Origin of the sequence: Pedobacter chitinilyticus, assembly GCF_003313385.1 — a bacterium.
Taxonomy (GTDB): domain Bacteria; phylum Bacteroidota; class Bacteroidia; order Sphingobacteriales; family Sphingobacteriaceae; genus Pedobacter; species Pedobacter chitinilyticus.
In genome coordinates, this window is sequence record NZ_QMHN01000003.1 from 285,560 (window position 1) to 298,485 (window position 12,926).

Sequence of the window (12,926 nt, forward strand, 5' to 3'; positions counted from 1 at the left end):
ATTTTAACCCGTCTTTAACAAACTTTAACTATGTAAAAGTTACAATAACACCTTTTTTAACTCTTTCTGCTTGCCGCACTTCATTAATCTGCACTTAAAACAAACCATCTAATAGATTCTAAATAGAGTTCATAAACATATAAGCTAACTGCCCCCCCTGTCTAAAATATTACATATATTTGTAGTGCTACAATTTTCATCATTACATAAATGAAGTTATTAATACCCGCTCTCTTCTATATCTTTCTTATAGGGATAAGTTTTGATGCGGAAGCGCAATCCATGGGGGTAAGCTGTCCGGAATCTGCGCAATATTATTCCAAAGATAGCATCAATGTCATCACTTTTGGAGCTAGTACAGTGGAAGGTGTAAAAGGTCTAGAGTTTCAATCGTACCTTACACAAAACTTCATTAAGTGCTATACTAACAAAGCTATACGGATTGAGAAATATGGGGTTGGCGGTGAAACGACGGGACAGAGTCTGCCAAGATTAAATGCTGCTATTTCTGGAAAAACAGGCTTTATAGTGATAATGGTTGGTGTAAATGACGCTGTAAGAATAGAAGCAGGCAGACAATCTATAGCTGAAACAGAAGCCAATATGAGACAAATTATCAATATCTCTTTAAGCCAGAGATTAATCCCCATAGTTTGTACTCTTCAATTTTTTGACGACAGGAATAATCCGAGATCAAGACGTGTCAACACCGTCATTACTCAAATCAATACACTCTATAAGAGGATCGTTCAGGAAAAAGTGGTCTATCTGGCCGATGTTAATCGTGTATTTAGGCGTGATTTTTCTCTTTATCAAGACGACGTGCACCCAAATGCAAGGGGCTATCGTTTAATTAGCTATGTGATATTTGACACGATAAACAAAATAATTGCTGAAAGATTTTTACAATTTACCGTATCCCAAAACTATCCAAATCCTGCCATAAATGGATATACTTCTATAGATATTGTAATGCCTGAGTCTGATAAGATAGAACTTAAGATTTACTCCATACAAGGAAAGTTAATGGCCACTCCTATAAACGAATATCTGAATACAGGAAAGCATGTAGTAAAGCTGAATTTGAGCCAATTTCCTGCAGGCGTGTACATTTGTAAGATTACTTCCTCTTCTGGGCTTTATACTGCAACAAAGAAATTAATTGTTAGATAGTTTTATTAGAAAAGATTTAACTAAAAATATCGAAATAAAAGGAAGCGGTTTTTGCTCCCTTTTATTCTTATAATAAAATTGCCTTTTAAATTTTACTCCAACCTATTATTAAAACTCAGGTCATCTATAAGTTTCTTAGTTGGCGTAATATCCATTCTTTTAAAACCTAACTTTTATTCTAAAGTGGGCTATTAAATGCATAAAACTTTATACCATTCTCAACCCACCCATTCAATAGCGGTCTATATGTTAGATCATAAAAATAACCATAGCTCGGTGTTTTTGGGTGATAAAACTGATAAATAGGATAAACATTTGGATCCTTAGCAGTATAAGCATAAAAAACAGGATAGTTAGCCTCTTTCCATACATCGAGATCGATAGTGTTATTTGCTGTTACACAATATACAGATCTAGTTCTATGCTGCATAATATAAACAGGAACAGAGCCCGGTTTTTGGCTGTCATAAACGTAAATAGGATCATTAAATATTCGAATCCAGCCAGAATTTGTTGTTCCGAAATTACTATCGATTGTAAAAATATGGCCTAACTGTTTAGAGTAAAAATTATATAGTAACACTTTGGAATATTCTAACTTTATTTGTCTAGCTTTAATATAATTTTCAATTGCAATCCTCACTTGTTCTTTTTTAATCGGATCCGTAATGAACTCCTGAAGTGGAACCGCATTTTCAACGCCAATTAAAGCACAATTATTTGCATTTACACTTTGTTCCCAGCTCGAAATATTAACGGTTTCAGATGAATTTCCATTTGAATCAAAAGAAACGCTTCTACCTGAATTAGTGCCTCCACTAAAACTTAACGATAACCTTCTTTCCCTACTTTCATTAAAGGATTTGGTCATTTCTTGTGTAGTCAAGGTAGTAGATAAGTTTATTCCTAACAACTTTGTAAAAAAGCCCAGGCCTCCAGTTACAGTTCTATTTTTACCTTCCGTTGTTGCTTGATTCACCAGTGCTGCACTAAAATCAAATCTTAATCGACCTCCTAAGCTAATTCCTGTTAGCACATGTGTACCATACCTCTCTACCAAAGCATCAGCGCTATAGGTTACGATATTATTTAAAAACTCTGGGGTTAAATAGTTCTTTAATAAATTAATATCAACATCTCCGTTGAATTGAATTTTTTTTATTCTGTAGGTCGCTTCAAAATGCGCAAATGAATACCTGCTGTTAAAAGAATAATTATTATTACTACTATCCTTATAACCTGCGTTACCTGTAAACAAATGTTCACCATCTTTTGCGGGAACTTTGGGCCCCAGAGAAACACTTGCGCTAAAATCCTTCTTTCTATTTATATCTTTAACATACTCATATGCTGTTGCCCCATAATAATAGTCTTGTTTGCCCTCAGTAGTTGTTGGAGTATTGACTCTATGAGCAAAATCTGTTTCAAATCTCTTCATATCAATAATAGGTGCATCAGAAGCGTTCTCTAGAGCAAAAGCGTCGCCAGTCATGTCATAACCGTAGCCAAGTAAATCATACTTGCCGTCGCCAGCGATCATTACGCCAGCACCTCCTCCAGGTTTCTTTATTAAAGGAGCAGGTTCTTCTTTAGGATTATTTTGAAGTTCACTCTTTGAACATGAAATCAAAAATAACCCTATTAAAATCATTGTTAGGTAGTAAAGTTTTTTCATATTTAAATTTTTCACAAAGATGCTCATTGGCCCTCAAAAAACTTGACAACCGCAACTTGTCATTTTTTCCTTAAGAATTTATGATTCTTGTATAAACATTTACACCATGAAATACCAATTCTCTTTAAATATTGACATCGGGGCAATGTTGAGGAAATACAGAAATAAGAATTCACTCTCGCAAGAGCATGTTTCAAATTGTCTCAACATCAGTAGACAGGCATATCAAAAATGGGAAAACAATGATGTTAATTTTAACATTTCTCAATTAAAAAAGATTGCAGAATTGTATAAGATTCCTTTACATATGATCATTACGGAATCTTATACCTATTATTAACTATCTTAACCGCTCTATCAACAAAAAAGGGGACGAATATCGTTCCCCTTTATACATTTATAATTCAGTAAATATTACAATTTACGTTTTACTTCTACTTGTTCGTAAGCTTCTACAATATCCCCTACTTCAATGTTGTTAAAGTTTTGGATATTCAAACCACATTCGTAGCCTTTAGAAACCTCTTTCACATCATCTTTAAAGCGTTTCAATGAAGCTAGCTCACCTGTGTAGATCACGACGCCATCACGTACAATGCGAATTTTGCTATTTCTGGTAATTTTACCATCCAACACCATACATCCTGCAATGGTACCCACTTTAGAGATTTTAAAGGTCTCTCTGATCTCCACGTTAGCCACAATTTTCTCTTCAAACTCTGGAGCCAACATACCTTCCATTGCTGTTTTGATCTCGTTGATCGCATCGTAGATGATCGAATACAAACGAATATCGATTTGTTCTTGCTCTGCCAATTTACGCGCTCCTGCTGAAGGACGAACTTGGAAACCGATGATGATCGCGTCAGAAGCAGAAGCTAACAATACGTCAGATTCTGAAATCTGTCCAACACCTTTGCTGATGATATTGATTTGGATCTCTTCGGTAGAAAGCTTCAATAATGAATCTGCCAAAGCCTCGATAGAACCATCCACGTCACCTTTGATGATCAGGTTAAGCTCTTTAAAGTTTCCAATCGCTAAACGACGACCAATCTCCGCAAGGGTAATGTGTTTTTGTGTACGTAAGCCTTGTTCACGCATCAACTGCAAACGCTTGTTGGCAATCTCTCTCGCTTCGGACTCACTTTCTAAAGCATTAAATCTATCACCTGCAGTAGGCGCTCCAGACATTCCCAGTACCTGTACTGGTACTGATGGTCCAGCTTCGTTTACTTTAGCACCACGTTCGTTGGTTAATGCTTTTACTCTACCGCTATAACTTCCTGCTAAAATTGGATCTCCAACTTTTAAAGTACCTCCTTGTACCAAAACCGTAGTTACAATACCACGTCCTTTGTCAAGCGTAGCTTCAATCACAGTTCCTGTAGCACGTTTATTAGGATTTGCTTTAAGTTCTAACAACTCAGCTTCTAACAATACTTTATCTAATAATAAATCTACATTTAAGCCGCTCTTACCAGAAATTTCTTGTGACTGATATTTACCACCCCAATCTTCAACCAAAATGTTCATGACAGATAACTGTTCACGTATTTTATCAGAGTTGGCTCCTGGCTTATCAATTTTGGTGAAGGCAAATACCAAAGGTACTCCCGCAGCTTGTGCGTGGTTAATTGCTTCTTTGGTTTGAGGCATCACCGCATCATCCGCAGCAACTACAATAATCGCAATATCGGCTACCTTAGCTCCACGAGCACGCATGGCCGTAAAGGCTTCGTGACCTGGTGTATCTAAGAAAGTGATTTCTTTTCCTGTGCTAGTGGTTACTTTATAAGCACCAATGTGTTGTGTAATTCCCCCAGCTTCCCCTGCTACCACATTCGCTTTACGGATATAATCCAGCAATGAAGTTTTACCGTGATCCACGTGTCCCATAATGGTTACCACTGGAACTCTAGGAACTAAATCTGCTTCTGCATCTTCCTCCTCAATGTTGATATCTTCTTCTTCGTCTGGCTTTACGAACTGAACTTCGTAACCGAACTCATCAGCAACAATGGTTAATGTTTCTGCATCTAAACGTTGGTTAATTGACACAAACATTCCTAAGCTCATACAGGTTCCAATAATTTTGGTTACTGGTACATCTATCATGTTTGCCAATTCGTTGGCCGTAACGAATTCCGTTACTTTCAACACCTTCGATTGCAATTCTTCCTCTAAAGCAGCTTCTTCCGCAGATAGTGCGACATCATCTCTTTTTTGACGACGAAGCTTAGCTCTTTGGGCAAATTTACCAGACTTACCTGCTCCGCTTAAACGGGCAAGTGTTGCCTTAATTTGATCTTGTATTTCTTTCTCAGTTGGCTCCTCTTTTGGAGTATTACCAGCTGCAGTATTTCTATTTCCTTGATAACCTGGACGGTTATTGTTTCTATTACCTTGGTAACCGCCTCCTTGACCACCGCCTGGACGATTGTTACCTCCTTGATAAGGTGGCCTTTGACCGCCTCCTTGAGGGTTATTTCCAGGTGTGCCTGTACCTGCTTGACCTTGCTGATGTCCTCCAGTACCAGGAGCTCCTGGTGTTTTCTTGCGTTTACGCTTGCGTCTAGCGGCTTCGCTATCGCTAGAAGAGGCAACTGGTTGGCTTCTTCTATCAGGAGTAACTGGCAAATCAATTTTACCAATAATATTTGGACCTGATAATTTTACCGACCTTGCTTTGATGACCTCATCTTTTGGTGCTTCAGGCTTTGCTGGTGCAGCTGCAGGAGCAGGGGTTGGCGTAGGAGCAGGCGCTACAGTTTTTTCCTCTACAGGTTTAACTGGTTCAGGCTTCGCTGCTACAGGCTGCTCGGCTTTCACTGGCGCAACAGGTTTTTCTTCCACCTTTGGTACTACAGGCGCTGCTGGTTTTTCCTCTTTAGGAGCTGGCGCAGGGGCTTCTTCTTTTTTAGGTTGACGATTTTTAGGGTTCAGATTGTTAAGATCAATCTTACCGATAACTTTCACACCTGGCAATGAAGAATCATCCGTGTTTTCAGCAGGCTTACTCTCCACAGGTTTTTCTGCTTCCTTTTCAGGTTCAACAGCTTTTTCTGCAGCAGGTTTTTCCGCCGCTGGCTTCTCTACAGGTGGAGCATATTGATGAAGGTTTTTAATCAAAACACCTTCACTTTCGAAGTCCTGACTTCTTTTTGTAGTTTCAGGGGCTTTCTCTGTTGTTACTTCAGGTTCATCACGACGTATTTTGCCAATAACTATTTGGTTAGCCTCCTCTTTAACTATTTTATCTCCCTGAAACTCTCTCAGCAAGACATTGTACATCTCTCCAGAAAGCTTAGTATTGGGCTTATTATCCACAGCATAGCCCTTCTTACCAAGGAATTCTACCGCGGTAGCAAGTCCTATGTTAAGCTCTTTTGCTGCTTTTAATAACATTATTGTTTTGTCGTCTGACATTTATTATCCTGTTTTTTTACTAATTATACAAAAGTAACGTTTATTCTTATTAATTCAAGTATCTGATGTTTATTCAAATTCTGATTTCAGAATAGCAACTACTTCTTTGATGGTTTCTTCTTCCAGATCTGTACGTTTTACCAGTTCATCTAAAGATAGTGATAATACGCTTTTTGCAGTATCAAGACCTATGGCTTTCAACTCGTCGATGATCCAGCTATCTATTTCGTCTGAGAATTCTTCGATATCCACATCCTCATCTTCCTCATCAGCTTCACGATATACGTCGATTTCGTAACCCGTTAATTTGCCCGCAAGCTTAATGTTGTGGCCACCACGTCCAATTGCCAGTGATACTTGATCTGGTTTTAAGTATACTGAAGCATGTTTTGTCTCGTCATCTAATTTAATAGAAGTGATTTTTGCTGGGCTTAATGCACGTTGGATGTATAGTGAAACGTTGTTGGTAAAGTTGATCACGTCGATATTTTCGTTTTTCAACTCTCTTACAATACCATGGATACGAGAACCTTTCATACCCACACACGCTCCTACTGGATCAATTCTGTCGTCGTATGATTCTACCGCAACCTTAGCACGCTCTCCTGGTTCACGAACAATTTTCTTAATGGTGATTAGCCCGTCAAAAATCTCTGGAACCTCTTGTTCGAACAAACGTTGCAAGAACTCTGGCGCTACCCTAGAGATAATAATTTTAGGAGTGGCATTCACCATGTCTACCTTTGAGATTACCGCTTTCACAGAATCTCCCTTCTTAAAGTAGTCAGCAGGAATTTGCTCTGTTTTAGGCATCAATAACTCGTTACCTTCGTCATCTAGCACCAAAGTTTCTTTTTTCCAAACTTGGTAAACTTCACCTGTTACAATTTCACCAACTCTATCTTTATATTTCTTGAAGATTTCGTCTTTCTCAAGCTCTAACACCTTAGAAACTAGCGTTTGACGAGCCGCTAAAATAGCTCTACGGCCGAAGCTTTCTAAAGTAATCTGCTCGATGTAGTCGTCGCCAACTTCCAAATCAGCATCGTACTGATGTACTTCTGCAAGCTCAATCTCTAAATCATCGTCTTCCGAAAAACCATCTTCCATTACTTTTCTGGTTCTCCAAATCTCCAAATCTCCGTTGTCTGGGTTCACAATCACATCGCAGTTTTCATCTGTTCCGTATTTTTTACGCAACATGCTGCGAAACACCTCTTCCAATACGCTAATTACTGTAGGGCGGTCGATATTCTTAAAGTCTTTAAACTCTTGAAAAGAATCGATTAAATTAATATTGTTCATTTTTACTTAAATGAAATTAAAACCTTTGTTTCTGTTATATCGTTTAATGCAATTTGGCTACTTACCAATTGCACTTTTTTTCCTTTTTCTTTTATTTGCTCCTCAATGGTAATCGCATTTTCGTTTACCTCCACCAATTTACCTTCTTTTTTGTCGCCACTGGCAAGCTTAAGACCCAACTCACGTCCAATATTTTTAGCATATTGTCTAAGCAATCTTAATGGCTCACCTACACCAGGAGAAGAAACCTCTAAATTGTAGGCCGTTTCAATTGCATTTTCCTCTTCTAAATGGAACCCTACATGCCTGCTGATGGCCACACAATCTTGTATACTAATGCCTTGGTCGCCGTCAACATGGATAATTAATTTATTGTTTGGGAGCATTTTCACATCTACCAAAAACAAATCTGGTCTATCCGCAATTTTTTCTTCTACCAGTTCACTAACTCTCTTTTCTACTTGCATTGTATTATTTTTTGCTAAATAAAAAGAGGGGACACTCGTCCCCTCTTTTCTTGTTTTGCTTTGCAAAGATACAAAAATAATTTAATTTAAAAAATCAATACTTCTTAGCGTGAATACCTTAGAAACCAAAATCAAGAGAATTAGTGTTCCATCACTGGAGCACTAGTTGGCAATTTCGTCGCCTTAGCCTGTACAATTTTATTTACCCTTCCCATTAACCAAATACTGATCAAGCTGATCACAACAATGACATAGGCCACCATGTCATAATGCTCTAAGGGCTGCCCTTTACCTTTTGAAGTCACGATAAGTCCTGCTGCAATGGAGGCTACGCCACCAGCTATTTGCTGCAACGAGGTATTGATACTCATAAAAGCCCCTCTATCCTGTGGTTCAGGAATTGCTGAAGTAAGTGCCTGTGAAGGAATCATCCGGCTCATTACACCCATCATCATTAACACATTAATTAAAATCACCACTAAAAATGGAGTGATTGAAAGATTGGTATAAACCACGCACATCGCCATCATCCATAACGAAGCCACGGTAAAGATCTTCAACTTGCTTATTTTATCACTCAGTTTTCCAATCATTGGGAGGATAATTAAGGAGCTTAGTCCTGAAACCATGAACAGCATAGGCAATTGGTTTTCGGTGATACCAAGATTATTGACGGCAAAGGCGCTACCAAAAGGCATCATCATAAAGCCGCCAATAGAAAGTAGCGCCGTAGAGGTAAAGCCGATACGATGTTTCTTTTGTTTAATGGTATGCCACAAATGGGCAATGGCTGTTTTTTCTTTTTTAAGGAAAAGATGCTCGGTTACTGGCCGCAGTTTGATGGCAATGAAAATTGCAGTAACAACCGCTATCCCCACCACGAGCCAAAAGGGCGCTTCCCAACCCCAAAGGTTGGCTAAATAAAGTCCAATGGGAACGCCCAATACTTGACTTGCACCAAAGGCCATTTGCACAAAACCCATTACCCTGCCGCGTTGTTGCAGACTAAACAAATCGGTGATGATGGCCATGCCTATAGAACTGATTACGCCACCGAAAATACCCGTAATGATGCGAGCCGCTACTAATTCCACATAAGTATGGGATAAACCACAAAAAACAGTACCCAATATAAAGCCTGCATAAAAAAACAATAGCAGTTTTTTACGACCAAATTTATCGGCAAAACCCGCGGTTAACAGTCCCGAGATCCCAGCACTTAATGCATAAGCCGAAACCACTACCGCAAACTCCTTAGGGCTAAGGCTCAAGGACTTCATCAGAATATCCCCTAAAGGCGACATCACCATAAAATCAAGAATAACAGAAAATTGCGTTAACGCTAGTAATAAGATTACTAATTTCTGATAACTGGTAAATGTGCTGGTTTTTTGCTCGGACATCAGGAGGAGTTTAGCCGCTAAAGATAGTGATCATTTAGCATTTTGATTTTTTATCTATTCCTTCAATTCTTTTTCTCCAAACGTTCAACTCTCTTAGTTAATTCAGTAAGGGTCTTGTCCTTTTCAATTAAATGCAAAGTCAATTCTTCGATCTTTTTTAACAAGATTTTGTTCATCTCCCCCAAAGCCACACCATTTTTTTCTGCCTCTTTAGCCGATGGCACCTCTGGTAAGTGTTTGTTCTTTTTGATAAACTGTTCCAGTTCTGGCAAAGTCTGTTGTTGATAATCGTCTGCAAAAACATAATCTGGCCAATTGGCTGTTTCCACTTTAATTTCCTTAGCTCTGACTCTTCCATTTACAGATAGTTTTTCTTGAGGGGCATCGGTTCCAATACCAACGTTACCATCCTGTAGGAAGGTAATGATATCTATATTATTGGTATAATTTTTAAGAGTAGCTCGAGCAGCTCCCTCAGGTGTATATAGAGAAAAATATCTAGCACTTTCGTCACCGAACAACAAATTATGTTCGCCTCCAGACCGAGTAAACATAACTCTATCCCCGCTAGTATGCAATTTTGCTTCTGGAGCGGTAACTCCTATACCAAAATTCCCCTGATTTGTAATCGTTGCAAAAAGGTTTAAATTGTCTGTTCCACCTCCCAAATTTACACCATAAGCACCAATAGAACGAGCATTTCCATAAAATTTGAACCCACCATAGGTAAATTCCAAATAGCTACTTTGATCATTGGACGGCCTATTGAATATACCCGTTACGGTCGTAAAATCTACATTATAGCCAATACCTCCATAATTACCTCCACTATATCCTATATTTAATGCCCGTATATTACCCGCTTTATATCCATTCCATATTACATTGCCATTTACATCAAGCTTTTCTGTTGGTGTCGCGGTCCCTAAACCTAAATTTCCATGGCTATCAATCCTTAAAGCGTGTGTTAAATTTCCTGAGCCAGAAGTATAGTTCGTGTAGAAATCAATGCCAGTTTCATAGCTTCCTCCTCTAAAGAAGCCTATTGCGGCACCACCACCCCCACCACTGGAGTAAGTTATTCCATTTTGACTCACGTTTGCAATATCTCCCAAAATTTGAAAGCCAGAAAGAGAGGCTATATGCGAAGGCAATGTCGACCCAGAAAATGAACCGCCCACAGCTAGGTATGATTTCGCCGTTATAGGTCTATTTGTAGAAGCACCATTATCGGTAACTTCTTGCAGTGTTTGCGCATTTACGTTAATGAATCCTATTACACAAGAAATCATCAATAAAAACTTGATTTTATAGTCTCGAAAATTTTGGTTGCCTTTCATAGATACTAATTGTTTTTTCATTATTTCGTTATTTAAATGGTTAAAAGTTACGTTAAAGATTGAAATACAAATCTGATCTCTTTTAGAGAAACGCTAGCTACCGCTCCAAGCTTTTCTCCTGAAGTTTAGGATTGTGCCCCAAATCAGATTTAAGAATATCCTTTGTTTTTCCAAAGCTCGAATTCAGTACCGTTTGCACCACATAAGTAGTTCCTTTTATAAATGGCTGATGAGGCGTGAAGACAAGCGTATTGCCCACCACTTCTAAATTTCCTTTTATCAAACTGTCCGCTCCTTGGTTCTCTTGATCTACCGCCTCTACGCTCAGCAGGGTTTCTGCAAATACGGTATCAGTTAGGTGCTTACGGAGCTGAAAAAGATTGGCCTCTTCTATACCATTCAACTCAATTTTGGTGCTATCGCTAGAAAAGCGAATATCTAAACTTTTATCTCCCTTGAAAAAACAGGAGCTAAAAATTAAACAACATGCAATAATTAGTGTTATTTTGCTAAACATTTTACGAAGTTACTATGATTAAGCTAATTTTAGAAGTACTATTGATGGGTCTTGCCGTATTGATCGGGGCTTATTTGGTACCCGGCGTTAGTGTAGATGGTTATGGAAGTGCCATTATTGCCGCTCTTTTAATTGCTGCAGCCAATGCAACCATAGGGCTGATACTGCGAGTATTTACTTTTGTCCTCAATTTTTTAACCTTGGGACTGGTATCATTCATTATATCAGTACTGATGATTTTATTGGTGGATAGTTGGATGACTGGCTTTAATACTTCAGGATTTTTATCCGCAGCAATTCTTGCCATTGCCGTTACCGTTATCAAGATGATTTTGGATGCTGCTTTTGGCACTGCAGAATCATAGGCATAAAAAATATCCGACTCTTGTTCAGCAAATGCGATGCATTGCAAATACCGAAAAAGAGTCGAATAAGAAATAAAGCAGCGCTTTATTGGAAGGCAATAATGCTTTAACCCAATACGCTTCTGCTGATGACTACTCTCTGAATTTCTGAAGTACCCTCGTAAATCTGGGTGATTTTAGCATCTCTCATCAATCGTTCGACGTGATATTCTTTCACAAAACCGTAACCGCCATGAATTTGTACGGCTTCTACCGTAACATCCATCGCTACTTTACTGGCAAATAATTTAGCCATAGAACCTTCCAATGTGTAAGATAAGCCCTGATCTTTCAGCCAAGCAGCTTTGTGCACTAACAATCTAGCGGCCTCGATTTGTGTCGCCATATCGGCAAGTTTAAATGCAATGGCTTGATGATCAGCAATAGGCTTACCAAAGGCTTTACGTTCTTTAGAGTAAGCCAAAGCAAGCTCATAGGCCCCTGCAGCAATACCTAAAGCCTGTGCGGCAATACCAATACGCCCACCTTCTAAGGTTTTCATGGCAAACTTAAAGCCAAAGCCATCTTCGCCAATACGGTTTTCTTTAGGCACTTTTACATCATTGAACATTAATGAGTGGGTATCAGATCCACGAATACCCAATTTGTTTTCTTTAGGTCCGATAGTAAAACCAGGGGTTCCTTTTTCAACGATAAATGCGTTGATGCCCTTGTGTTTTAATTCTTTGTGGGTTTGCGCAATCACCAAATAAGTACTGGCAGTACTTCCATTGGTAATCCAGTTTTTGGTCCCGTTTAAAAGATAATAGTCGCCTTTATCTTCGGCTGTAGTTTGTTGCGAAGTCGCATCTGATCCTGCTTCTGGTTCAGAAAGGCAGAAGGCACCAATTTGCGTACCTGCCGCTAGTGGCTTCAAATATTTTTCCTTTTGTGCTTCAGTGCCATATTTTTCTAGTCCGTAACAAACCAGTGAGTTGTTTACAGAAACGACTACGGAAGCGGAGGCATCTACTTTCGAAAGCTCTTCCATTACTAGGGCGTAAGAAACGCTATCCATTCCTCCACCATTGTACTTTGGATCAACCATCATTCCCAAAAAACCCAACTCCCCAAGCTTTTTAACTTGTTCAGCTGGAAATTTTTGATGTTCATCTCGGTCTATTACACCGGGCTTTAATTCATTTTGGGCAAAATCTCTGGCTGCTTGCCTAATCATTTGCTGCTCTTCGCTTAATTCAAAATGCATAAAAAG

11 protein-coding genes are annotated in these 12,926 nt (G+C 38.8%); 3 read left to right on the forward strand and 8 right to left on the reverse strand.

All coding sequences use genetic code 11. The features are described from left to right. The first annotated feature begins 210 nt into the window (after positions 1 to 210). Complete coding sequence (locus DUT70_RS11485; RefSeq protein WP_113647476.1) at positions 211 to 1,173, forward strand: SGNH/GDSL hydrolase family protein; 963 nt, start codon at positions 211 to 213, stop codon at positions 1,171 to 1,173. Positions 1,174 to 1,351: 178 nt separating this feature from the next. Here the strand turns inward: DUT70_RS11485 and DUT70_RS11490 are convergent, their stop codons facing one another. Next, entirely contained in the window at positions 1,352 to 2,848 is a 1,497-nt protein-coding gene (locus DUT70_RS11490) for an MAC/perforin domain-containing protein (protein ID WP_162926617.1), read from the reverse strand. A gap of 106 nt (positions 2,849 to 2,954) precedes the next feature. Here DUT70_RS11490 and DUT70_RS11495 point away from each other — a divergent pair, with 106 nt between their 5' ends. After that, complete coding sequence (locus DUT70_RS11495; RefSeq protein ID WP_113647478.1) at positions 2,955 to 3,188, forward strand: helix-turn-helix transcriptional regulator; 234 nt, start codon at positions 2,955 to 2,957, stop codon at positions 3,186 to 3,188. Positions 3,189 to 3,262: 74 nt separating this feature from the next. On the opposite strand, the gene infB is transcribed toward DUT70_RS11495, so the two are convergent. The 6 genes from infB to DUT70_RS11525 all read right to left on the reverse strand — a co-directional run bounded on the left by infB (position 3,263) and on the right by DUT70_RS11525 (position 11,309). Then, entirely contained in the window at positions 3,263 to 6,277 is a 3,015-nt protein-coding gene (gene infB / locus DUT70_RS11500) for a translation initiation factor IF-2 (protein ID WP_113647479.1), read from the reverse strand. A gap of 69 nt (positions 6,278 to 6,346) precedes the next feature. Then, positions 6,347 to 7,582 carry a transcription termination factor NusA gene (gene nusA, locus DUT70_RS11505; protein ID WP_113647480.1) on the reverse strand — a complete coding sequence of 412 codons (1,236 nt, stop codon included), beginning with the start codon at positions 7,580 to 7,582 and terminating at the stop codon, positions 6,347 to 6,349. Positions 7,583 to 7,584: 2 nt separating this feature from the next. Then, positions 7,585 to 8,049 (reverse strand): ribosome assembly cofactor RimP, encoded by a 465-nt coding sequence (rimP, locus tag DUT70_RS11510; RefSeq protein ID WP_113647481.1) that lies wholly within the window; start codon positions 8,047 to 8,049, stop codon positions 7,585 to 7,587. Positions 8,050 to 8,189: 140 nt separating this feature from the next. After that, the gene (locus tag DUT70_RS11515) at positions 8,190 to 9,452 is read right to left on the reverse strand and encodes an MFS transporter (RefSeq protein ID WP_113647482.1); all 1,263 of its coding nucleotides are present in this window, start codon (positions 9,450 to 9,452) and stop codon (positions 8,190 to 8,192) included. Between the two features lie 62 nt (positions 9,453 to 9,514). Beyond that, the gene (locus DUT70_RS21330) at positions 9,515 to 10,813 is read right to left on the reverse strand and encodes a hypothetical protein (protein WP_205529788.1); all 1,299 of its coding nucleotides are present in this window, start codon (positions 10,811 to 10,813) and stop codon (positions 9,515 to 9,517) included. 76 nt (positions 10,814 to 10,889) lie between these two features. Beyond that, positions 10,890 to 11,309: a hypothetical protein gene (locus tag DUT70_RS11525; protein WP_113647483.1), complete on the reverse strand. Its 420-nt coding sequence runs from the start codon at positions 11,307 to 11,309 to the stop codon at positions 10,890 to 10,892. Between the two features lie 17 nt (positions 11,310 to 11,326). On the opposite strand from DUT70_RS11525, the gene DUT70_RS11530 reads away from it, so the two are divergent. After that, complete coding sequence (locus tag DUT70_RS11530; protein ID WP_113647737.1) at positions 11,327 to 11,674, forward strand: phage holin family protein; 348 nt, start codon at positions 11,327 to 11,329, stop codon at positions 11,672 to 11,674. Between the two features lie 106 nt (positions 11,675 to 11,780). On the opposite strand, the gene DUT70_RS11535 is transcribed toward DUT70_RS11530, so the two are convergent. Further along, positions 11,781 to 12,920: an acyl-CoA dehydrogenase gene (locus DUT70_RS11535; RefSeq protein ID WP_113647484.1), complete on the reverse strand. Its 1,140-nt coding sequence runs from the start codon at positions 12,918 to 12,920 to the stop codon at positions 11,781 to 11,783. Between the last annotated feature and the right edge of the window lie 6 nt (positions 12,921 to 12,926).

What these genes read in the sequence shown, in the direction of transcription:
- infB (WP_113647479.1), bottom strand. Translation starts at nt 6,277, where the DNA reads ATGTCAGACGACAAAACAATAATGTTATTAAAAGCAGCAAAAGAGCTT.
- nusA (WP_113647480.1), bottom strand. Translation starts at nt 7,582, where the DNA reads ATGAACAATATTAATTTAATCGATTCTTTTCAAGAGTTTAAAGACTTT.
- DUT70_RS11490 (WP_162926617.1), bottom strand. Translation starts at nt 2,848, where the DNA reads ATGAAAAAACTTTACTACCTAACAATGATTTTAATAGGGTTATTTTTG.
- DUT70_RS21330 (WP_205529788.1), bottom strand. Translation starts at nt 10,813, where the DNA reads ATGAAAAAACAATTAGTATCTATGAAAGGCAACCAAAATTTTCGAGAC.
- DUT70_RS11485 (WP_113647476.1), top strand. Translation starts at nt 211, where the DNA reads ATGAAGTTATTAATACCCGCTCTCTTCTATATCTTTCTTATAGGGATA.
- DUT70_RS11515 (WP_113647482.1), bottom strand. Translation starts at nt 9,452, where the DNA reads ATGTCCGAGCAAAAAACCAGCACATTTACCAGTTATCAGAAATTAGTA.
- rimP (WP_113647481.1), bottom strand. Translation starts at nt 8,049, where the DNA reads ATGCAAGTAGAAAAGAGAGTTAGTGAACTGGTAGAAGAAAAAATTGCG.
- DUT70_RS11495 (WP_113647478.1), top strand. Translation starts at nt 2,955, where the DNA reads ATGAAATACCAATTCTCTTTAAATATTGACATCGGGGCAATGTTGAGG.
- DUT70_RS11525 (WP_113647483.1), bottom strand. Translation starts at nt 11,309, where the DNA reads ATGTTTAGCAAAATAACACTAATTATTGCATGTTGTTTAATTTTTAGC.
- DUT70_RS11535 (WP_113647484.1), bottom strand. Translation starts at nt 12,920, where the DNA reads ATGCATTTTGAATTAAGCGAAGAGCAGCAAATGATTAGGCAAGCAGCC.